General features: G+C 39.3%; 16 protein-coding genes. 4 read left to right on the top strand and 12 right to left on the bottom strand.

Translation table 11 applies throughout. The features are described from left to right. Positions 1–36 precede the first annotated feature (36 nt). The gene (locus tag R0J88_RS03025; protein ID WP_006791419.1) at positions 37–510 is read left to right on the top strand and encodes a hotdog fold domain-containing protein; all 474 of its coding nucleotides are present in this window, start codon (positions 37–39) and stop codon (positions 508–510) included. 1 nt (position 511) lies between these two features. Here R0J88_RS03025 and R0J88_RS03020 read toward each other — a convergent pair whose 3' ends face one another. From R0J88_RS03020 to bcsR, 12 genes are all read right to left on the bottom strand, one after another. Continuing rightward, positions 512–988, bottom strand: coding sequence for a polymer-forming cytoskeletal protein (locus R0J88_RS03020; RefSeq protein ID WP_010557060.1), 477 nt, complete (start codon positions 986–988; stop codon positions 512–514). Continuing rightward, complete coding sequence (locus tag R0J88_RS03015) at positions 978–2138, bottom strand: peptidoglycan DD-metalloendopeptidase family protein (protein ID WP_410899033.1); 1161 nt, start codon at positions 2136–2138, stop codon at positions 978–980. The genes R0J88_RS03020 and R0J88_RS03015 overlap by 11 nt, the downstream gene beginning before the upstream one ends. A gap of 142 nt (positions 2139–2280) precedes the next feature. Further along, positions 2281–3594, bottom strand: coding sequence for a fumarylacetoacetase (gene fahA, locus R0J88_RS03010; RefSeq protein ID WP_410899032.1), 1314 nt, complete (start codon positions 3592–3594; stop codon positions 2281–2283). Between the two features lie 135 nt (positions 3595–3729). Next, entirely contained in the window at positions 3730–4776 is a 1047-nt protein-coding gene (hppD, locus tag R0J88_RS03005; protein WP_006791414.1) for a 4-hydroxyphenylpyruvate dioxygenase, read from the bottom strand. Between the two features lie 305 nt (positions 4777–5081). Then, positions 5082–7835 carry a metallophosphoesterase gene (locus R0J88_RS03000; RefSeq protein ID WP_410899031.1) on the bottom strand — a complete coding sequence of 918 codons (2754 nt, stop codon included), beginning with the start codon at positions 7833–7835 and terminating at the stop codon, positions 5082–5084. 175 nt (positions 7836–8010) lie between these two features. Next, entirely contained in the window at positions 8011–9495 is a 1485-nt protein-coding gene (locus R0J88_RS02995; protein ID WP_039037791.1) for a peptide MFS transporter, read from the bottom strand. A gap of 248 nt (positions 9496–9743) precedes the next feature. Then, on the bottom strand, positions 9744–13562 hold the full coding sequence (locus R0J88_RS02990; protein ID WP_410899030.1) for a cellulose synthase subunit BcsC-related outer membrane protein: 3819 nt from the start codon (positions 13560–13562) through the stop codon (positions 9744–9746). After that, positions 13553–14683, bottom strand: coding sequence for a cellulose synthase complex periplasmic endoglucanase BcsZ (gene bcsZ / locus R0J88_RS02985; RefSeq protein ID WP_058429549.1), 1131 nt, complete (start codon positions 14681–14683; stop codon positions 13553–13555). The genes R0J88_RS02990 and bcsZ overlap by 10 nt, the downstream gene beginning before the upstream one ends. After that, the gene (gene bcsB / locus R0J88_RS02980; protein ID WP_203986435.1) at positions 14683–16929 is read right to left on the bottom strand and encodes a cellulose biosynthesis cyclic di-GMP-binding regulatory protein BcsB; all 2247 of its coding nucleotides are present in this window, start codon (positions 16927–16929) and stop codon (positions 14683–14685) included. The genes bcsZ and bcsB overlap by 1 nt, the downstream gene beginning before the upstream one ends. Beyond that, on the bottom strand, positions 16922–19594 hold the full coding sequence (bcsA, locus tag R0J88_RS02975; RefSeq protein WP_410899029.1) for a UDP-forming cellulose synthase catalytic subunit: 2673 nt from the start codon (positions 19592–19594) through the stop codon (positions 16922–16924). Before bcsA ends, bcsB begins: the two co-directional genes overlap by 8 nt. 2 nt (positions 19595–19596) lie before the next feature. Further along, positions 19597–20310: a cellulose biosynthesis protein BcsQ gene (gene bcsQ, locus R0J88_RS02970; protein ID WP_410899028.1), complete on the bottom strand. Its 714-nt coding sequence runs from the start codon at positions 20308–20310 to the stop codon at positions 19597–19599. A 15-nt stretch (positions 20311–20325) separates the two neighbouring features. Further along, entirely contained in the window at positions 20326–20520 is a 195-nt protein-coding gene (gene bcsR, locus R0J88_RS02965; protein WP_006791406.1) for a BcsR/BcsP family cellulose biosynthesis protein, read from the bottom strand. Positions 20521–20635: 115 nt separating this feature from the next. On the opposite strand from bcsR, the gene bcsE reads away from it, so the two are divergent. From bcsE to bcsG, 3 genes are read left to right on the top strand one after another with little or no spacing between them, the layout of a single operon-like run. Continuing rightward, positions 20636–22252 carry a cellulose biosynthesis protein BcsE gene (bcsE, locus tag R0J88_RS02960; RefSeq protein WP_006791405.1) on the top strand — a complete coding sequence of 539 codons (1617 nt, stop codon included), beginning with the start codon at positions 20636–20638 and terminating at the stop codon, positions 22250–22252. 3 nt (positions 22253–22255) lie between these two features. Then, positions 22256–22432: a hypothetical protein gene (locus R0J88_RS02955; protein WP_006791404.1), complete on the top strand. Its 177-nt coding sequence runs from the start codon at positions 22256–22258 to the stop codon at positions 22430–22432. Beyond that, on the top strand, positions 22429–24009 hold the full coding sequence (bcsG, locus tag R0J88_RS02950; protein ID WP_410899027.1) for a cellulose biosynthesis protein BcsG: 1581 nt from the start codon (positions 22429–22431) through the stop codon (positions 24007–24009). The genes R0J88_RS02955 and bcsG overlap by 4 nt, the downstream gene beginning before the upstream one ends. Positions 24010–24164: the final 155 nt, after the last annotated feature.

Here is a 24164-nt window from a genome sequence, read left to right as displayed (position 1 = left end):
TAGCGTTAATAAAGTAACTGTAACTGGATAATAAAAATGGCAAATCAATCACCACTAGTTAAAACGTGGCATAAATTTAAAAACTTACCCTTTGGCAATTGGCTTTTTACTAAAGCTGTTTGTTTTAAAGCACCTTACTTTGGCTCAATGAAGCCCTACGTATTAGATCTGCGAGAAGGGCACTGTAGTGCTGTTGTTAAAAATCGTCGTAGTGTTCATAACCACATTGGAACCATTCATGCAATTGCGCAGTGTAATTTGGCTGAGTTATGTGCAGGGGTGATGGTTGACGCGACTGTACCGGTAAAAACCCATCGTTGGATACCAAAGGGAATGACCGTACAATATTTGGCAAAGGTTGATACAGACGTTACGGCTATTGCTGAAATTGATTTGCCACGCCAGTGGATTGATAAAGAAGATTTAGTAGTACCAGTAAAGCTTTATAATACCCGCAACGAACTCGTATTCACTGCAGATATTACAATGTATATTACTGAGAAAAAATAGCCTACCGCTCGCTTTTATCCGTGGCTTGTTTATTTACAAACGACAAGCCGCTGTCATCTTCTTCAATCAGTGTTTTAACTTCTTTTTCAGTTGGTTCAGCAGTTAACTCTACTGTCTCTTTTTCAGTGCGTTGCTTTAAGTTGCCTTCAATTATAGCGCCAGCATCTATACTCAATGAATCATGAAATACGTCGCCATGGACGTGAGCACCACTTTGTATTTTTACTTCGCTTGCATTGATAGAACCAATAACAGTGCCTTTAACAACAATGCCTACTGCTTCAACAATTCCTTCAACTACACCGGAGGAGCCTATAACCAATTGCTCGGCTTTTATGTCGCCATCTATGCGACCATCAAGTTGAACCTCACCTTGGCTTATTAAAGTGCCAGTAAGGCGCACATCTTCAGAAATAATAGAGGGGGTATGATTAACCTTTCTTAGATTAGTACTTGTTGATTTTTTTCTACCGAACACGAGAAAGCGCCTTTGTTATTTTTAGAGGATTGACTTGTTCGCCATTAACCAATACTTCGTAGTGTAAATGAGTGCTAGTACTTCTACCAGTGCTCCCCATTAAACCAATTACATCGTGCTTGGCAATGTGCTGACCTTTTTTTACTTTTATTTTATTTAAATGGCCAAAGCGAGTTACTAAGCCATTTTTGTGTTCAAGTTCAATAAAGTTACCATATCCGCCATTACGCCCTGCACGAAGAACCACAGCGTCGGCCGGAGCAAAAATTTCGGTTTTGTGCCAACCCGCTAAGTCTACGCCTTTGTGAAATGCTCGGCGGTTATTCATTGGGTCTTTACGTAAGCCAAAGCTACTTGAAATATAATATTTTGCAGCGGGTAAGGGCAGGGTGATAGGTAATTCAGTTAATAAATTTTCTAGATTATTTAACGCGACTAACTTATCAACTATAGCCAAAAAATGACCGGGTATATTTGTTTCATCGAATACATCAAACGGGCCACCTTGAGCAATATGCAAAGAGTTAATTGCTAGGTGTTCTTCCAAAGCGGCATCAAGGCCTGCGCCTTTAAGCATGGCTAAAATAGCGTTATGTCGTTCGTTTATTTTTTTGTCTAGGTAATTAAAGCTTTGTTCGTATTGCTCATTTAAATGTGCCAAACGTGTTTCAAAACTAATAGGCTTACCTAAATTAACTTGCTTAGCATTCGGGTCTTCATCTACTAAAGGTTCATGAAATTCGTTTTTATTTTCGTTAATAGGTGACTCAAGCTCTTCACTCAACTGAATAACGTCTTGGCTAATTGAGGCAGGTAAAGATTCGATCATGCTTTGAAGTAGCGCTTGTTTTTGTTCAAGAGTTACTAGCTGTTTGAGTTGTTGCTCGTGAAGACGTTGTTGCTCGCTAACTTTTTGTTCCCATAGTGCTTGTTTGTTAAGCTGATTTATTTCTATGTCAGAGATATGGTTAGTTTGTGTGTATACACGAAAGCTAGAAATGCTCACCCAGACAAGTGTTGCTAAAATAAGCACTATTGCAAAAAGTTGTAACCAAGGCGCTAAAACAACATGCTTAACCTCGCCATTTTGACGAATAAGGAGTTGGCGAGCTGGAAAAAGTTTTTTGTAAGACTTTATAAATACTGACATGGCATATAAACACTGGCTACTAACCGGAATAATGTATCAATCTGAGCTTAAAAAGCCAGAAAAAAATTGTAACTGTTCAAAAATTAATAAAAAAGGGCTGCTTTTAAAAGCAGCCCTTTCATTTAAGTATGTTTGATTGAGATTATTTTGCGGCTAAAACCGTGCTTTCAACTGAACCAAAACCAATACGCACAAAGCCTTCTTTTTCACACCAGCCGCGCATAATAACGTTATCGCCATCTTCTAAAAAGCTGCGTTGTTCGCCATTGCTTAGCGTTATTTTTTCTTTACCGCCACGAGAAAGTTCAAGTAAAGAACCCGCTTCTTCATGTGTTGGGCCCGATTGCGTACCCGAACCCAGCATATCACCCGGCATAAAGTTACACCCGTTAACTGTGTGGTGAGTTACCATTTGAGCTACAGTCCAGTAAGAGTGCTTAAAGCTAGAGGTAGATACGCGGGTAGGAGAGTGCCCTTCGCTACGCATTTTTTCGGTTTGAATTTTTACATCCATTTGAATATCAAATGCACCTTGCTCGCGATTAGCGGCAGACTCTAGATATTCCATAGGTTGAGGATCGTTTTCATCACGAGTCCAACTTGTTCTGTACGGTGCGAGTGCTTCTGTTGTAACAATCCAAGGAGACACTGTTGATGCAAAGTTTTTCGCTAAAAACGGACCTAATGGTTGGTATTCCCAAGCTTGTAAATCGCGGGCAGACCAGTCGTTAAATACACAAAAACCAAATACATGGTTTTCTGCATTTTCGATTGCAATTGCATCGCCTAGCGCATTTCCTTTACCTAAGTAAATGCCAAGCTCTAGCTCGTAATCAAGGCGTTTACATGGACCAAACGAGGGCACATCTGCATCGGGTGCTTTAGTTTGTCCTTTAGGACGGTGAAATGTTTGCCCAGACACATCAATAGATGAAGAGCGGCCATGGTAACCAATTGGTACCCATTTATAGTTTGGTAATAGTGGGTTATCAGGGCGAAATAAACTACCTACTGCCGTAGCATGATAAATAGAGGTGTAAAAGTCGGTGTAGTCACCAATACGACATGGTAATGAAAATTCAATTTCAGCTTGCGATATTAATACGCTCGCAATATCTTTTTGACATTCAGCGCCTTCGCGTAATGCTTTTGAAAGGGCTAAACGAAGTGCTGACCAGTATTGCTGCCCTAAACCCATAAATGTATTTAGCGTTGACTCGCTCGCTGCATCGAGTGCTATTTTAGCGTCGCCTGTAAATATATTTAGCTCATTTAGTTTTGCAAGGTCGATAACCTGATCACCTATCGCAACACCACCACGAAATACTTCGTTAGTGCCTTTGCGACGAAACTCGGCAAATGGCAAGTTTTGAATAGGGAAGTCGCAATTGGCAACATTCGCTGACTCTACCCAGCTTGTTAAATTAATATCATGGGTTTCGTTAATTAGGCTCATTACATTTCCTTTGGTTTAACTGTATGGCAACAATGGAGTATTTATTTAAGCATACTTGCACTTTAAGCCATACATTTTAAATATTAAAACGACAAAAAGCAGCGAAGGTCGCTGCTTTTAATTTACTCAAAAAGATTATAAAACGCCGCGGCGCTCTTGATCGCGTTCAATTGATTCAAATAACGCTTGGAAATTACCTTCACCAAAACCGCCATCATCAACGCGTTGAATCATCTCTATAAAAATTGGGCCAAATAAGTTTTTAGAGAAAATTTGTAGTAGGTAACAATTTTCGCTTTGGCTATCAACCAGTATTTGGTGTTCGCGAATTTTGTCTTTGTCTTCTTTTACCCACGGCACACGGTCGAAAATGGTGTCGTAGTATTCAGGAATAATATCGAGCGTTGCAATAGTTGATTTATCTAGCTTGTCTAGCGAGCTAACTAAATCATCAGTTAAAAATGCTAAATGTTGAACGCCTGGGCCATTGTATTCACCTAAGTATTCGTCAATTTGGTTGTTGTCGTTGCCTTTACCTTCATTGATTGGAATTGAGAAGGTGCCACATGGAGATTTAAGCGCATATGAAATTAGCGCCGTTTTTTGACCTTTAATGTCAAAGTAACGTACTTCTGTAAAACCAAACACATCTTTATAAAAGTTTGCCCATGTTTCCATTGTGCCTTTATAAACATTATTAGTTAGGTGGTCGATGCGCTTAAAGCCTTTGTCTTCAACAACCGTTTGCGTTGCTAAATCTTCAAAGTCACTTTCATAAATGGTGCCTTTATCGCCAAATTGGTCAATAAAGTAAATTAGGCTATCGCCAATACCGTAAATTGCAGGGTAAGGAAGGTTTTTGTGTGTAGAATCGGTTGCAGGTTTTGCACCGCGCTCTACTGCAGTTTCAAATGCTTTTTGAGCATCTTCAACACGCCAACCCATTGAACAAATTGCAGGGCCATGGCTTTTAGCAAATTCGGCTGAAAAACCTTCACGCTCGTTGTTCAGTAAAAAGTGAATGTCGTTTTGATTGTAATAAACAATGTCTTTGCCTTTAAACTTTTTAAGCTTTGAAAAGCCAAAGTCAGTAAATACTTTGTCCATGTAATCTGCATCAGGCGTGGCGTATTCAGTAAATTCAATACCGACTAAACCTAAATAGTTAGTTACTTCACTCATTTTAATTACTCCCACAATGTAAGCACTGTGATTATTTGTTGTTGTGTTAATGGCAAGATAATTAACCAGAATTAGATTTAGGGGAAGAGCAGCCGGGTATTTAGTAATTGAGTGGTGTGTAAATTTTATAGGACGTTTGTGTCCAAGTTGTTTTGAGTCAATACAGTAGAAAATTTTTACGCTGTAAAAGTAAACAGTTTTAGTGACTGTTTTTTGATTAAGTTTATGAATTATAGTAATAAAAAAGAGAGTTTAAGTAGTTAAACTCTCTTTCTTGAAGTGGTATGAAATAGGGTTAAGTGTAATTAATTATTTACATTTTTGACGCGTTCACCAAAAAACTTGCTACGCTGTTGTAACCACACGTTTGGTTTTATTTCAGGCGCAGCTTGGTAATGGCGTTCAATGGTTTGATTAAGTACGCGTGTTGCTTGCTCGTAAGTGAGTTTTTGCTGCGCATTACCTAAGCTTTTTATTTCGTCGCGGCTCATTGCACGGCCGGCATAAAGCATGGCATTTAAGTAGCCTGGCTCGGTTTCAAAGTTGTTATCATTAAACAGCAGTACTGCGTCTTTGAGTGCCCAGCGGTTGTTTATTTCTCCATCTTCCTTTACACCCACTAGTTCGCCATCTATGTACACTTCAAATACGCCATTGGTAGGTGCAGTATAAAATACTAAAGCGACACGATGCCAAGAGTCTGGTTGTGTATTGCCAAAATAGCCGCTGTCGCTGGTTGATTTACCATAACCACCACTTGGGTCAATAAATATGTCGGCATCGTCGGTTAAGTAGTTAACGGTATCCGCTTGAACAACCGCACGGTAAATATCTTGGCCTTCTGCTGGCCAGTATAAATCCATTACAAGTGTGTAGTCTGAAACCATGCCATCGGCGGCATAATCGCCGTTAGCGGGTGTGTTTAAGTTAATATGTAGGCCTTCGGTTGGTGCATGCCTTGAAAATGCCATTACACCTGACGGCCCATCACTCAAATCACTAATGCCGAGTTCGGTAGTGGTTTTATATTGAGTTTCTTCTGGGCCCCAGTCTTTTTCTTCAGGATCGAAGTAACTGAGTACTGAAGGTCCAAAATCTGCTGTAAGTGGGCTTGCTGTATTATCAAAATTCCATACCGTTATGTTTTCTTCGTTTGTACATGAAAACAGTTGACTGTTGGTATCTAGGTATAAGCACTGGCTTGTTCTAAATCGGGCGTACTGATCTAGTAACCACCATGCTTCGGCAATGGGTTCTACGTTTGAAAATGTGACACCATTAAAAAATAATTCAGGGTTAAGCGCTGCGCCTTTAAATAAAGCGACATCATAATTGCTGGTTGCTTGAATGTTTTCGGGTGTGAGTAAAAACCAGTCAGGTTGGCTTGCATACATAGATGTTAAGTCTGTACCTGTTACTGTCACTTTATATATTGCGTTAAAACCGGGTGTATTTGAAGGCTGTCTTTCTACGTAAAATGCTTCGTGAAAATCTTCTTGTGTGAGCGTGCCGGGTGTCCAACGCTTTTGAACCAGTTCGGGGTTTAAAAGTGCAGCTGTGATTGAACTTTCGTGTTGCGCGGCTAATGCTGTTATTTCAGCTAACTCAATTGCACTAGGGTAGTTTTCTGAAATAGCTATTTCGGTTTGTGCATCAGGCGCGTAACGGCCCATAATTTCATCAATGGCTTGCTTTGTCGGTTCATCACGTTCAGTAATAGTTTCAGTGGCAATCGTTTGATAGTTCACAACAGGTGATGTTTTATCAGCTAAATTAAACTCAAGTGTTAAGTCGGTTATCCCTTTTGCATAAAAGTCAGGTTGAATAACAATGGCGCCATTTTCTAGTGTATCAAAGCTTTCGCCGCCATGGGTATGGCCCCCTAATACTAAATCAATACCTGCAACCTCAGTTGCCATATCTGTATCTAGGCCTACTCCTAAATGGCTTAGCATTACCATGTAATCAACATCATCACGGTATTGGTTTACAATGCTTTGTGCGACTTGTTGCCACTCCCAGCTCATTTTAAATTGTTTTATAAAATCTGGGATTGGATCGTCTTGCTGTGGCTCATCTAATTCATTCCATGGCACTGACGTCATGCCAAATACACCTAAGGTAACACAGCCCACTTGCACTTTTGCAAAACTCACAGCGGCAAAATCTTGAAGTTGCTCCCCTTCATAGCGAGTGTTACTTGCAAGCACAATCGCTTTATCATCTTGCGAATAACTCAGTAGTTTTTCTGGTCCCCATGCATAGTCGTGGTTTCCCACAACACGAATGTCAAACTGCATCGCTTTAATGGCTTCTTCGGTTGCTGTACCTTGTGAAAGTTGCTCTGCTACCGTGCCTTTTTCATAATCGTCACCACCATTGGTAAATAGGGTATGTGGTGTTTGGTTGGCGACTTGATTGTAATAGGCTTTAATACGGCTAAAGTATTGTTCCTGATACCCAAAACGAGCATGTAAGTCTGCTACATGAACAAAGCGTACCGATTGTGTTGTTGCGCTCGCTTCACATGTTGGACCAATATCGGCGAATGCTTCTTTACGCTGCATTTGAATTGCATAAGTGCCGACTTGATTCACTTGTGCACTGACATAATCATCGCTTACGGTTGAGTTAATAATCGTTTCCCAACTATTTAGACCTAACTGTCTGGCTATGAATAATTGCCCACCGAGTACATAGTCTTCAGGTATTTTTATTCTAATAGTAAAGGAGTCTGAAAATGAAATGTCAGGGTCGGGTATAAGGGTGTGTAAATCAGAGATAATGTTTAACTGTGCGTTGGCATCATCTAGCGTCGTTTTTTCGTAAGTGATTTCGCTATTTGATGAAGCTATATTTGCAGGGATAATTAATTCAAAACCCCCGTTATCTAACGTTGAGTTTAAGCCGTTAGCAGCAGTTAAAGAAAGTAGGGTTGGCTCGGGTTCAACAGGATCATTTGGATTAACCGTTACTGCATCACTCGCACCACCGCATGCACTTAACATAAAGAGTAAAAATGGTATTGCAGCTATTTTTAATAACTTGTCCAATAACATATACAGCAGTCCTCGGGTGTCTAATTTAACAATTTATTAATGCATAATATCAGTTAAAAGTATGGGAGCATAGCTGTATAAAAATGCCCCCATAACAATTATGGGGGCATTTTTTATTTGTTACTACATTTAGAATATGCAGTAAATAATTATTAGTACAAAAGGATTAACCGAATTAGGTCTCTAATCCTTGTTTTTCCCATATTTTCGCTTTAAAGCTCATAAGCACTAAAACAATACCTACACCAATACTAAATAATGCAATTTGTAAGTATAGGGTAGGGATTTCTTGAACGTTATTTGGATCAAAGTTACCTGCAAGTATGCCCGAGATAACATTACCAATAGAGTAAGTTAAAACAAACACACCCATTAACTGGCCCGTATAGCGACGAGGCGACAGTTTACTCACTGCACTTAATGCCACAGGGCTTAAACAAAGCTCACCCACTGTGTGTAAAAAGTACGTAGTAACCAACCAGTAAGGCGCTACTTTTAAGCCTTCTGCTGCATAATGTGCTGCCATAAACATGACTAAAAAGCCTGAGGCCATGATGATCAAGCCAAATGCACATTTTACGCTGTAAGTAGGCGATATCATTTTTTTAGATAGGTTTATCCAAAGCGCAGCAAAAAATGGCGATAAAACAATAATAAATATTGAATTTAAAGATTGAAACCACGTAGTTGGAATTTCAAAAGTACCAATAAGTCGGTCAGTGTAATCGCGGGCAAATAGGTTTAATGAAGAACCGGCTTGCTCAAAACCAGACCAAAAACATGCAGAAGCAACACAGACTAAAAATAGTGCCCACATTCTTTGTTTTTCTTCGCCTGTTAATTTGCCTTTAAAATAAATAAGACCAAAGTACACAAAGAATATAACAGTAAATATAACAGCTGTATAACCGGCTACAACTGAAGGGTTTATAATAATGGCACCCGTCATAGCTGCTATGGTAACGCCCGCGACAACAGCCACAAACAATGCGATAGCACCCCATGTACGTGAAGTGCCTTTAGCGCTTAATGGGTTTGCAGGTAAAGCGCTGTGCTCTGGTAAGTTATTAAGGGTAAGTTTGTATTGTACTAAACCAATGGCCATACCAACAGCTGCTGCACCAAATGCCCAGTGCCAACCTACGTTCTCCATAAAGTAACCACATACGTAGTAGCCTATTAAAGAACCCAAGTTAATACCCATGTAATAAATAGCGTAACCGCCATCACGACGCTCATCAGCATCGCTGTATAACTGGCCTACCATTGCACTGATATTTGGCTTGAGTAAGCCCGTACCTGTTGCAACAAAAATTAAACCAATAAAAAATGAATATTCATGTGGAACGGCCAAAATAATGTGGCCACACATAATGATAATACCACCGTACCAAACCGCTTTTTGGCCGCCAAATAATCTATCTGCTAACCAACCGCCAGGTAAGCCTAAAAAGTATACTGCACCTGTGTACAAACCGTAAATTGCAGCCGCTGATGCAACCGTAAAGCCAAGGCCTTCTTGTTGTAAGCTTGCTGTCATGAATAATACGAGCATAGCTCGCATACCGTAATAACTCATTCGTTCCCACATTTCAGTGAAGAACAATGTCGAAAGTCCTTTAGGGTGGCCAAACCAGCCACTATCTGGAGCTGAACTCATATTTACTTCCTAACTTAAAGAATTGTTGTGGTGGCCTTATAATTTTTTGCTTTAGCTAAGTTAGCCTATTTATAAGGTTAAAGTGCTCGACCACCAGTATATTATTTGTATCTAAGATAATGATTTGCTGTATGGCTATAACACCACAAGGTAAGAGACACACCCTTATCCTAGCTACAATTGCGCTCAAGTATACATACACCTCAAGGCGAGGGGAAGTACTGAGCGGTGTATCACCTTATGCTAAGTTAGAACTCAGCATAAGGGATAATAGGTGTACCCGGAAATTCGAGTGTCCCGTAAACAGGATTGAAGTAGTAACGGATATACAGTTGGCCAAAATTAGGTTCGTAAAAGTCAGAACGGTCGATAGCTAAATAACCACCAAAGAACCAATGTGGGGTTATTCTGTATTCAAAGCTGCCTTCTAAGTTGTACGATACGCCCGCACTGGTATCTGAATCAAAGGCCGGATCTACACCGGTTTCAAGTTGACGAACAAAGGCCTCTGCTTGAAGGTCAGGATCGTTAGGGAAAAAGTCGATTGCTTGCGTTTTAGTTTGTGAATACGACACGCCTGTTTTTACGCGGTATACAAAGTCATCACCCCATCGTGCATCGTAGGTCAAAGGAACCGATAACCCAATATAGTTCTGTGGGCTGTAGTAGCCGCCGTGGCCCCAGGTTTCTTCACTTAAATTAAATTTATAGGCCCAATGCAATAAACTTGCACCCACTGTAAATTCGCGGTCTTGATTGCTTATCACACGATAATAGGTGCCGCCCATCAAGCGGTAGCGCTGGTTATCTTTTACGTTTTGACCTTTATACAATGTAAAGTCAGCACTAGACCAAAATCCCCAATCGCCGCCTAAATCATGAGAAACATTAGCGGTTAAACCGGTTGAGCGAACACCCCCCCAAATTTTACCAGTATTAACGTCTTCAAGGCCTGCATAGGCGAGTACTGAGCTGGTTACTGGTCGTTTTTCTAACTCAATGCTATAGCCAAAGTCACCAAAGTCGTCAGAGTAATTAACACCCCATACAATGTCTTCGATTAAAAAGCCCAGTGGTGTTGTACCAATATCTACGCGCCAGTTTTCGTTCTGCCAACCAATGCCAATATCAACGCCATCTTGCTCGGGACTTACCTCGTCAATACCACAGGTAAATATACACAAAGCGCCTTGACCGTATCGACTGCCAGCAAATTGCTCGTCAAATCGTGTTGTTTGCGCGCTAATACTTGTAGGATCTATTTTTACAAAGCCTTGCCCCTGCCAAAGCGGAAAGTAAGCTTCAATAGGGACTAAACCAGCGCCCAATGTAGCCTCACTTTCAGTACTTACTTGTCCGCTAAAATTTACACCAACAGCAATGTAGGCTTGGTTTTTGTTTTGTTGGCTGAGTAGTTCTCGTTTGGCACCGTTTATATACCACTCGTCGTTTTCATTAATGCGCGAAAGTGATGCGTAGAGTTCTTTTTCATTCAGTTGACGATTAGGTGAAAGCGTTTGTGCGTACCACGTTTGTGCTTGCTCTGTTTCATTAAAGTTAGCAGCAACTTGCGCGCCTAAATAACGAAGCTCTAAATCATTAGGTGCTTTTTGAATAAGTTGCTCGGCTAAGTAAAGGGCATCACCTGCGTAATTAAAATCGTTTAACGATTCCATAATTTGACGCTGAAAATAACTTTCTTGCGTTGTACTTTGTTCAATGGCGAGCTGTGTGACCTCTTTTGCTTGGAAATCATCCCCAAGTGCTCTATAGGCTTTGGATATTGCCATTAAAGCTTGAGGTTCAATTAACTGATTATTTTTTAGTTTTTGTTCGTATAAAATAATCGCTGATTGGTTTTGATCAAGTGCTAAGTTTGCATTTATTAGCGCAGTTGTTGTTGCTGATGAACTTGGGTATTTTTGATCAAGCTGATTTAGCTTCGCAATAAGATCACTGCCACTAAAATACTCAGAATAATAGGCATTTTGTAATTGCACAAACTGGTCTATTTCACTCTCAGAGGCATTTTCAGGAAGCCGATAACGATTGAACCAATCCGTAGTCTGAGCTTTATTACCCTGTGCTAAAAGCCATTCTCCATACAACATATGCCAATAGGCTGATAATGAGGGGTCTTCAGCTAATGCGTCACGCATGAGTTTTAAAGCGTGGTTTTGTTCTTCTATGCTAAACCAGCTTCGTGCTAGCTCCGCTTTCATTGGTGGCGTTAAATTTTGTGCTTCTAACGCACTTAAGTGATAAATAGCAGCCGCTTTATTTTGAGAATTAATAAAACGTTCGCTTTGTGCTAAAGACTCATTAAGTTGTAACTGTTGTTCAAGAGATACAATGTCAGCATCGCGAGATTTAAATGGAATATACTGAAGCGTAGCAAGCGCACCTTGGTAATCGTCTAAAGCACGCAAAAACAGTGCATGGCTATACCTAAGCTGTGAATTTAGCGGAAATTGCCACAATACATTATTAAACAATGAGCGGGCTTTGTCGGTGAGTCCTTTTTGTTGATATATGAACGCTAAGTCGTAATATAACCAAGGCTCTTCTGGTGTTGCTTGAATAGCCTCTTTTAATATTTTTTCAGCCTCTTCTAATTCACCAGCTTCAGTTAGCTTTGTTGCCTTAGTTCTATACACGCTACTTAATGAGCTTAAATATGACGCTCTTAATATTTCTTTTTGTGAAAATGAAAGTCGATTAAAAAAAGAGGTGAGCGTTTTTTCACTTTGTTCAAGCTTTGCAATTTCGAGTAAGCCAAATAGGGCGCCTTCGTTTAACGGCTCGCTTTTAAGCACCACTTGGTAGGTAAGCGCAGCTTGTGAATATAGCCCTTGGGCAAATTGTAAGGTGCCACGATTTGCCAGTACGGTATTAGGTTCCTCTTCTAATGCGGCGGCTAAATCGAGTTTTAATTTGGCAACTCTAAATTCACTGCTGTCTATAGCGTCTCTTGCTTGGCGAATATACAGCCAAAACTTAGCTGTTTTAGCCATGCTTTTAAGGGTATTTCGCTCTGCAAAGTCGGCAGTGTATTTTTGTGCACGTGTAAAATAGTTATAGGCTTTACCATGCTCCCCTAATTGTAGGTAAAGTATGCCTAAGCTGTTCATTATTTCGCCGTCAGTAGGGCGGCCTTTTAATGCTTTTAATAGAAGAGGTTCTGCTGCATTTAATCTTTCTTGTTCGAGTAGCTTATTGCCTTTTAACCAAAGCTGATAAGCCGGGTCGGCTAATAATTTTTGGCGTGCTTTTAATTTCTTTTTAAAGTCTTGATACTGTAACTCTCCCTTATTACTAAACGGGTAAAGTATAAAGTATTGCTGAAATTGCTTGTCAGTATTACTGTTTATGGGCATATTTTTTAGTGCAGAGAGCCAAATACCTTCAACTTCATCACTAAAACCCGATGTCGATCCATACTTACTTAAAATACGCATAGCTGCTTTATCGCGTGGGTTACGTCTTAGCAAATGTCTGGCATAAGCAACTTCTATAGTGCCTAGGTTGTCATAGCGTTTTAATAATTGCTTGTAACCATTTTTAACCCCTTGCCATTGAGCGCTGTCTTGTGCATACCAGCTTAAATGCTCAAGCTCAAAGTTTAAAGTAGGATAAACATCATTAAATATTTTATTGTAAATTTGACGTGCTTGTTCATATCTACCGGCACGAGCAAGGAGCTTTGCTTCTTGAATTACTGCCTTGTCTTTACCTTGAATACGAGACATAACCTTGAGTTTTTTTACGCAAGGTGTTTGTTGTGTTAGTTGGTTATCAAGCTTACTTAATAACAAGTTTGCCTGGTCTGTATTGCCATTGGTAAAGTCGTAATGTGCAAGCGCACATTGCGTTTCTATTCGCGTAGGGGCAATTGCAACCAATTTTTGCAGGCTATCTTCAACAAGTCTTTTGTTTTGTTGCGCTTCACCAATACTAATTTGGTTTAATAACCAATCAACCGATTGTGTATCAATATCATTTATTGTTGCGGCATTTAAATTAGTGCTTAGTGCCAATGTACAAGCTAAGGCCAACCTTAACGACATTCAGTGCTCCAAGTAGGTTGTAGCGTTCCATCAGCCGTTATTTTAAAGCGCTTGTTAACAGCACTTTCACCAAATAAATGCAATACACTGTCGTAATAACGTGTTTGTGTAAAAGACTTATCAATCATTAGCTTTTGCTGAATGGCCATTACTAGCTCATCATTACCTTGCTCTGCTAACAAAGGCAACAGGGCAGCGTTAAAGCCCAAAGGTCCTCTTTTTTCAGATTTACCTGATTGAGCGTACGTATTTAAAGGAACATGGCCGCGCTCTTCAATAGTGTCCACAAATGGTGCAAACTGAGCAAGAAGCTCTTGTTTGTAGGGTGCATCTTTTGCCATCATACTTGCCCAAAGGTAAACACGAATTGCATTATAACTACCTAAATCTGTATTTTTTCTGTCGTAGTAAAAACCGCGGTTTGAATCAAACATAACCCAATCAGGGCTAACGCCTTGCTGTGCGGTATCTAAAATTAACTTAGCTGATCCTTCGTGCAGTTGGTGCCACGGTGAATGTGGATAAAGCTTTTTAAATTGCTGGTAAATAAATAACGGCGAGTAGCTAGGATTTAGCTTATAGCGCTCATTGTCAAACTCAAAACCGGCAGGTGCGGGTAGTAAAGAAAGGCCAAGGCCCGTTATGTAGGCGGTTTCTTCTCTGATTATACGTTGAGCAAGCACTGCGGCTAAAATACTATAGCGGCGTTCATCCCATAAAATTGCCGCTTGCGATAAACTGTAGGCAATCCATAGGTCTGAATCTGACGCAGGGTTTGAATCTAAAATCCCCCCTACGCGGTTTTTATCTAGTCCCCATTTCCATGCTGGTAAACGCGTACTTAAATCGCCCTCTGATAAATGCTCTTGGGTCCAATTTAAAACAGAATCAAAAGCGGCTTTATCGTTGGCAATAAGCGCAAAAAATAGTGCATATGATTGGCCTTCAGAGGTTGTGATACTTTGATCACTGCCCAAGTCAATAACGCGGCCGTCTTGGCTTATAAAATGATTTTTAAACACTTGCCACGACTGCCAAGGTTCGCACTGTTCAACTTGTGCGTTGGCATTGAAAGCAAATAGTGCCATCACAGTAAAAAACATATTAACGAGTGATTTCATTATTCGTCTCCTTCAGCTAAACGCTTGTAAGTTAGTGCTTGTAATAATCGCCATAAGATAAATGAGATCAGCAATAGCGTTAAAATAGACAGTAATGCCAAAATAAATGGATGATCAGATAAGTGAAACCACACTAATGTATGGACTGGGATATGGCCTACAAAGTATTGCTCATCTACTTGAATGGTTTTAATACCCTGTGAGTTGATAATGGCTGCACTACCTTTTACTTGAGCTAATTTTTCTGAATTCATTAGAACATCGTCAAGTATAGTAAATGCATTTTGCGTCGTAGCACTCAACGAGACGATAGAGCGGTCTGAGTCAAACGGTGATTGAAACCCTGTTATAACAGCCATATCGCCACTACTTTTAATACTAACCTCTACTTTATCGGTCGTTTGTTCGTCGTATGCACCATTATAAATTGCTTGTTTAATTGCGCGCTGATTATTGTTAAGCAAAACATTTGTTTGTGCATCTTCATCTAAGTCATTAGCAATACTGTTAGGTTTAGCAATAACGAGTATGTCTTTATCATCTAAATCAGCGTCCTCATTTAAATGAGCAACACTCATTCTGTGGGTTGGGTAACCGGTGATCGCGCCAAAGTGACCCGTTAAGTTAAATAAAACGGTTAAAGCATTTGGTGTTGGGTTTTCATCAATAAGCACAAGTGTTTGTTGTAAATCAGCATATTTGGTAAAAGGAAAGCCACTATTAGCAAATACGTTCAGATCTGGTAATGCGATATAGTGATCAAATTCACTTACGTCAATGCTTGAATCGCCATCAATAACACCAAACTCACCGCCAGGAGGTGCAACAGCACATTCGCCTTTTTTGAGTACACCAAACCTAAAGTCAAAGTTAAGCTCATTTCTGTTAGCCAAATTAATGCCATTGACAGAAAAGCCTTCTGTGCTTTGTGTGGTGTCGGTATTGGCAACTAGTGGCAACAACGCTTGCGTTGTTTGTAATAGATCGTTGTTTTTATCGAGTAAAAAGCCACTTATAAATTCTTGGTTTATTAGCATATTTAAACGAGAGTCGATGGCTTCTGATTCTGGCGTGCTACGGTACTGAAGAGTAATAGGTATTCCTCTTTCACGCCACGTGAATAGATCAGGTGCAAAGCGAATGTTTAGTTTTACTGGACCATTATTAAGGCCTTGCGCCTGTAGCTGCGTAGGGTAGTCAATAAGCTCGTCAAAATGCACTGGACGATCGCTTCTAAGCCAGCGTGGTGCATCATACGCTTTTCGAAGTGGCAACTGATTTATGGCTTCAATACTTGCGCTTCTTCCAGTCATTACTTTGTGGCCAAACGCAAGGCCAGTCACCGCTGTTTTTAAATCAGCTTCATCACGGCCCAGTATGAGTAACATTTTATAGTAACGATTAAATGGGTTTGAAATAATTTCAATCGTTGGTTTTTCAACATCTGGGTAATCTTTCAAAAAATCAGGTTTTGAATCATTAGTAATAAAAACCACACTGTGTTGATCAGGCGATTTATTTAACGTTACGGGAAAATTAAATCCACGCCAATCAGCTTGGGCTCCAAACCAACTCGATAGCGTTGCTGCTGCCTCAATAGCTTGGGTATTGGGTGTTTTAGCAAATACAAATGGAAGGTTAAGCTTGTTGTAATCCTTTTCATCAAAAAACGGCTCTGGGAGGTATTCTAAACGACTATCAATAGCAAGCTGCTTTTGATCGAGCGTTATGTTGCTTGATTTATTTATTTCTGTCCAAATGGTGCGGCTGAAGTAGTCTTGACATCTAAGGTCGTAATAACCAACCAATTCAAAGCGGACTTGGTTGTAATCTTGAATGTATTTAGCGTTAAGATCGAGGCTGTGCTGCACTGTGTTCTTTACAATACTAAGTTGTTCGTTAATAGGTAAAACAGTGACTAAATTATCATTAAAGTATACTTTTAAGTGCGAAACATTCGCGATTAATGAAGGCGAGTTAGTATACGAAAAGTTAAGCTTTAAATTGGTGCTCAATTTATCTATTCGGTTTGTAAAGTCAACGCGGGAGTTATTATTTACCCCGTTGAGCCTAAAACCTGTAAAGCCTAACGCTTCAAACTCTAAGCGTAAACTCGACACCTGAGCGCTCTCAGGGTATCCATTAATGAACATTGATTTATTTTGTAATGGCTCAATTGCATGCGCAAAGTAAGCGCAACAAATAAGCGACAATGTTAGGGATATATTAAGCAACTTTTTAATCATAATTATTATGCACTATTGGTCTTTTTGGAGTAAATGAGTTTACGTATACAACTAAATTAGTCATAAACTGAATGATAGGTTGAAGCACTCTTGGTGCGTGGAATAGCAAGTTACTAAACCCTCTGAGGCTTGTTTTTTGCACTTCTTTAAAACTGTAAGATGGGCGGTCATGTCTAAAGTTATTTTGCCAGTCAAGCCACGCATCAGCTCGTGAAAATGTACATTGTATAAACGCGCGCTGTTTTTCAAGAGATAAATCTTTAATGGTTAAGCCAATTTGATTACCCCGAGTATTACAAACATGGGTAGTAAACGAAAATTGCTTATTACCGCGGCTCATTAATAATTCTATTTTATCGTTTACACGACAAGCATGTGCATGGTCGGTTTCTATTCCTACGCCGTTATCGGAGTAATCTGTAATTTTTACTTTTAATGTGTGGCCATTTGCTAAACGAACTCCCGCTGGGAAGTTTGCTTTAATGCGGTGTGAATGCCTCACTTGGCGTGCTTCTGCTGCCACGGCAACCGCAGCACCCAAAATGATAATATTATAAAGCGCCCACCCCATACTAATCAGCAGTACACCAACTTGCGTAGGGTCGCCAAAAAACAGGCGCAAAATACCGATTAACATACCTACTAAATTAATGGCGAGTAAAACCAAATATGGCTTAGAAATACCCCAGTCATAATGCTCTTTATCGTTTAAGCCACCTTTTTCGGTAACGTTAAATTTACCTTTGTTTGGATTAAACAAAGCAACTGTTGTTGGCTTTAATATGTACCAAGCAAGCACAGATTCGTAAACTTCGCCCCAAAACGAATAGCGATACTTACCTTGTATTCGTGAGTTAGTAGCTTTTATCTGAATAAGTGTAGGTACAACGTAGATAAAAATAGCTAAAAATGGCGCGTAAATAATGTATGCATTAAAGTATATAAGTGCCAGGGGCGCGGTTAAAAATACAATGCGCGGAATACCTGATAGAAAATGCAGCATAGCATTTAAGTAACAAAGTCGCTGAGGGATGTTCAAGCCTTTGCCTAACAGCGGGTTATCGAGCCTAAATATTTGCGCCATGCCCCGTGCCCAACGAATTCGCTGGCCAATATGAGCCGATAAACTGTCAGTGGCAAGGCCAGCAGCTTGAGGAATATTTATATAGGCAGTTTTATAACCTGCGCGTTGCATTCGCAGTGCAGTATGAGCATCCTCGGTGACGGTTTCAAAAGCAAAGCCACCTATTTCATCAAGCGCTTCTCTTTTGAGTACCGCACACGAACCACAAAAGAACGTAGCATCCCACATATCGTTTCCGTCTTGAATAAGCCCGTAAAACAACATGTTTTCATTTGGAATTTGACTGTGGTTATTTAAGTTTCTCTCAAATGGATCTGCTGAGAAAAAATGATGTGGTGTTTGTACTAAACACACTTTACTGTCTTTTAAAAACTGTCCCATAGTCATTTGCAAAAATGAACGAGCAGGTACGTGGTCGCAATCAAAAATGGCAATATAGTCACCATCTGTGTAGCGCATAGCACTATTCATGTTACCGGCTTTTGCATGGTTATTATCTGGTCTTGTTAAATAACCTGCACCAACTTGTTTAGCAAATTCACCAAACTCAGGGCGTTTACCATCATCTAAAATATAGACTTTTAGTTTATCTGCTGGCCAATCTATGCTTAAAGCGGCAAGGGTAGTCGGCCTTACAACACTTAAAGGCTCGTTGTAAGTAGGAATGTAAATATCTACCGTTGGCCATAAGTCAGTATTTTTTGGCAACATGACAGGTTTTCTTTCAAGTGGGTTAATAGTTTGAAAAAAACCTAAGATAAGTACCATCCATGCGTATGTTTCTGCTAGTAACAAGCCTGCACCTAATGTAAGTGCTAAAGGGTCATCCCAGTTAAGTGTTTCAGTGTATCGCCACCACAAGTATCGAGAAGATGTAGTGACAGATAAGGTGATCATTACAATCGTGGCCATGTGGCCTTTTACGCGTTTGAGCGCGTAAGCAACCAGTAAAATAAAGCTAATAAACACCGCTTGCGCTTCAAGGCTAAAGGGAATAGTAACAAATATGGCAAGCAAGAATAATATCAGTGCAACAACGATGTATTTAATAAGTTTGTTCTGCCAAATACGAGCGTCGGCCATTGTTTTAAAAGCACTTTTTTTAGGCTTGTTGTTTTTGGAAAAAAGGCGCCTTATTAATCGGCCTAATTTAAGGTCGTACCAACGAAGTTGCCTTAGGCTGTAACTGACTCCATCATAAAAATAATTTACAGCATGCTTTTTTATAGACACTGATTTTTTTTTGGGTTTATGAACAGCAAAAAGCAAAAATATGCTCTGAATAACAAAGCGTATAATATTGGAATAGATATAAGTTCTATATGGTAACCTTAAGTGTGGATAATAGTTATATAACGCTAACTCAAAGTTTTCTTTGTTCTTTTTTATGTTCACAAATAATGAACCGAACAAAGTTATGAAGGGCATTAAAAATGCTTCAATTACATTAACCTTGTGCTGGTTAAAGTAACTATGAAATTTAAATAAAATGTAACGCACAAGCTTATCAGTGAATAATATACTCAAAAGAATATACAATGTACTGTGTATGGGCCTTTTGTAAAAAAGAGTAAAGCTCATCGTCAGTTCGCCGCCTTACTTACAAGCCAACCAGCCAGTGTTTCAAAGTCATCGTTCGCTACACTGTATGGTGCGCAATTAAGGGCTACATTACGATTAGCTGTGGCCTCTTTAATAACTTCATCACTGTTGATAAAAAACGGCGCCATAAATGGCAATGTAGATTGCCAAAGAGAAAATAGATCAAATTCTAACACTGAGGCTGCGTTGTAACGATTAACAACAAAAAAGTGTTTCCAACTTGACTCTACTGACTTAAGGGTTTGTAGGCGCTTGTATATGAGGCTATGACAAATTGCATCGCAAGTGACTAGCTCAATAACAATATCGTTTTCTTCCAACGGGTAGTGAGAAATATTAATGTGTGAAGGGCAGTCGAATATTATCCAAGCAGATTCTTTATAGTCCAGCTTTTTGCAATTGTTAATTGTGGCTATAATTTCATCTAACGTTGCTTCGTTATCGCCATGGGGTAAAAAAAGAACGCCATCGCTGTCTTTGCGAAAATGCAATAACGCATCGTCAAAAGTACTCTCGTTGCTCCAACCTTTTGTGGCTGTCCACTTAAGGCCAAAGTGCAAACCAAGGTCACTTTTAGCATCTAGGTCTATGGCAACCACATCAACATCAGATTTTTTCAAAACGCACGCTAAGTTTGCAACAACTGATGTGCTACCTACGCCGCCTTTGATACCTTTAATAAAAATCCTTTGCAATGGAGTTTACCTTTTTTATTTTTTTTCTTTAGATGTTTTTAATGCGTCATCAATTTCTTTCAATAGCGCATACTTGTTAATTGTTTTTTGATTTTTTTGTGTATTCATAATTTCTATGTAGTCGTCACTTTTCCCACCAAAACGGCGAGCTAGGTTTTCTATGTCACTTGATGTGAGTATTTGTGAGCTTTTTGTAGCTAAATTGTTCATCACAACCTTTGTAAGCGTAATATTTATTTTTATTAAAAGTGGACAATATTTGGCTATTATATATAGAATAGCGGGTAAAACTAGTAAAAAAGTATTTTTTTTGAGGGCTTTTTAAGTGCATAACTTTAACATAACGGGTTTAGAGCCGGCTGCAAAAGAGTTAAAATCGGCTTCAAGTTATGCTGTTTTAGCGCCTTTAGACAATTTTGTAGTTGAGTTTGCTTTACATGCAATTAACCAAAATTGCGCAAACGATATTTACATTGTTTCTCAAGATGTTGAATCTTTTTTTGAGTCGTCATTTTCTGCAGCAATTAATACTGCGTACAAACGCAGTAAAGTTCATCCATTTTCTCTCTCATCTGAGACACAGCATTACTCAATAGAGCGAATAAACAAAGGTATAATTAAAGAGATAGGCGCGTATAAAAAATTAAAAAATGCGCTAGTGTTTATTCACTTCAACACAGAGCTACTTAGTTCAGCAACCGAAGCTAGCACAAAAGCAATAATGAACGATTACAGTGAGTTTGCAAAAAAAACAGGGGTTACCTTATTATTTTTGCTATCTGGTCCAGAAGTAACACACTATCGATTTTTAATAAGGCAGCTTAATAAATCTTTTGATGGATTAATTTTTGTAGATAATGATTCCGCTACCCGCGTTTTAGAGTACGATTATTGGCACCACACTACGGGTGTATTTGCTGATATGCAGTTTCAACTGTCGCTTGAAGATAATCAGTTTTTGGTACAAGAGGGAACTGTAAACGATCTAAAAGTATTCAATGGCTCGCATTTTCCAGATGAGGACGATGTTTGGTTAGTGCAAAGCGCTGTGCCAATCGGTACAAAATTGCCTACGCATTATTATACCGCAAAAGACAATAATGAGCTGTTTGACAAAGGCCCCAAATTAAAAGCGGCAACATTGGTGTTTGCTGTTACGCGTTACACAGATTTAGCACTGCTTGGTAAACAGTGCTTTGAACTGAGGAAAAGCTGCGGTCGTTGGTTGAAATTGGTAGTACAAAATGTTGATGGCGTTATTCGCCATCAAGATGAATGTTTATTTTTAACTTTAGGCGTTAACCTTATTTTGTATAGCTTTTCTGAACCTTCGCGATTATTATCTCAAATTCAATCTATTCAAGGGTTTCAATTTTCTAGACCGTTACCGCCATCTGTCGAGCACGTTCTTAAATATACAGAAAATACGTTTTCTAAAGGCTATTTACCTTTTGATGAATTTACGCGCCAAGTAGAGGTTCATAGTGACTCTGCTGTTAATCTGGGTGTTAGCGGCGTATTGGTTAAGCTTGAGTTATTACCCCGCATAGAGCCCATTCACCCTTTACACTTGTTTCATATTAAGCGTGAAGGGGATGTATTTAGCCTTGCAGATAACACCGTGTATTTGTACTTGCATGCGTGTAGAGAGAACGACGTAAATAATGCAATTAAGCATTTATTCAAGCTACAAACGAGTGACTTTTTTGTGCAGCAAAATGTTATTTCAGATCATTTTCATATACAGCAAGAATGTAAGCAATTAAGGCGGCTTTATAGCGGTAAACAGGTTACTGATTATTCTAAACAGTTAACAGAGAATGATAGCTATAAGTTTGAACCCGGTGTGTCAAAAGGGATTACTGAGTCGTTAGACACACCTGAGTTTACAAATGATGCGCGCCCCGATGCTGTGTCATTTGTAATGAGATTAAAGGCTTAACCAATGAGTATTAATCAGCTTTTTATTACCGTTATTTTGGCAATTATAGTCGGTATTGTGCTTTGTATGTCGGCAACTCAAATATTGGCCAGAGTAAAAACATATTATTACAAGCTTACTTTTAAACACGAAGTACTTGAACCTTATACACCGAATAAAAAAAAGAAGGATGAGCAGTGAAATTATCAGGTTTAGGAGCGTGGAATCTTTATTTCTTAGCTAAATTTGCCTTGTTTTATTACGGCGCAATTGATTTTAATGTATTAACCAATGCAGCCCTCGCAGCACTTTTAGCAATCAAATTTAATAAATCGACTTTTGAAAAGTTAAAACATGTACTTGGTGGTATTTTTGCGATTATCATACTTTACCAAGACTCTTGGTTGCCGCCAATAAATAGGCTGACAAAGCAAGCTGGTAATGTTCAAGATTTCAGCTTCGGCTATTTTTTTGAACTTTTAGCACGTGTAATTAGTGTAGATATGCTATTGGCATTATTCGTTATTACCGTGTGTTTTTGGTATACATCTCAGTGGTTACGTTTTACAACAATTACAATTGTTGGGCTGCTTTTGATTGGATGGCAAGGAGAGGGTGAACAACCAGGCACAGTAGTAAATGCCAACTCTACAAATACAACAATTAGAAATGAGCCTATTAATCAAACACAAGTCATCACGCGCGAAAGCCAAACGCCTGATCAAAAATTGTCAGACTTTTATCAACAACAAAGCCATTTAATTAGCCATTTTCCTTCGCAAGTTAATGGCGAACTGTTCGATGTCATCGTTTTAAATATTTGTTCAATGGCGATTGATGACTTGAACGCTATTGGCGTTAGTGTTGAAGACATGTTTAATGATTTTGATGTGGTGTTTTCAGATTTTAACTCAGCAACATCTTACAGTGGGCCTGCAGCTATAAGGCTTTTACGCGCAAGTTGTGGGCAAACAAGCCAAACAGCTTTATTTAGTGATGCACCAGAGCAATGTTATTTATTTAAAAATTTAGAAAAATTAGGGTATCAAAGCAGCGTTGTGATGAACCACGATGGCCACTTCGATGACTTTAAAGGTTTGGTTAATCGCTTTGGTGGCCTAAACGATAAACCACTTAATATTGATTCACTTCCAGTAGCGCAATACGGCTTTGATGACAGTCCTATTTATTCTGACGGTGCAGTGCTAGATAGTTGGCTTAAAAATGAAGCGCAAGATTGTGAGCCGTGTGCAATGTATTACAACACAACAAGCCTTCACGATGGTAACCAGCTTGCCAATAAAAAACGCATGAATAGCCTTGAAAGTTACCCAATCAGGCACGCTAATTTATTATCTGATATTAAGCGTTTTATTCAAAACCTTGAAAAGCGCGGCCGTAATGTCATGTTAATGGTAGTACCCGAACATGGTGCAGCATTAAAAGGTGACAAGGTACAGTTTGCTGGCCTTCGTGAAATACCAAGCCCTACTATTGTATCTGTACCAGCTGCTATTAAATTTATTGGCCCAGACGTTAAAAGCTACTCGCAGATTATGATTAACGAATCGACTAGTTACTTTGCCTTATCTGAAATTGTTGCAAAAACACTTGAGACAAATATTTTTGGGGGTAATAACAGCATTGCCAATTTAGTTGAAAACTTGCCAAAAGCACCAAAAGTTGCTGAAAATGCGGGCACAATCATGATGTATGTGAATAAACGACCTTACATACAACTTGATGGCGAAGAATGGTCTGCTTACCCTCAAGGTTAAAAGTAATTTAGCTATGCAGCAGGCTAGCTCTGCTGTGTAGCGTGTTTATGTTGTTATTCTTATGTGTTAATTAAAACGCAGACTTGTCCAAAAATGTTTACAATAAGCTACCTTATCAAAGCGACTTAGCGTATTATTCGGCTAATTTAGTTTTT

It is taken from the genome of Pseudoalteromonas sp. SIMBA_162, from assembly GCF_046535955.1.
In the GTDB taxonomy this organism is placed as follows: Bacteria; Pseudomonadota; Gammaproteobacteria; order Enterobacterales; family Alteromonadaceae; genus Pseudoalteromonas; species Pseudoalteromonas marina.
Note: the sequence above shows the minus strand (reverse complement) of the source record. Positions and strands in the feature narration are given on the sequence as shown.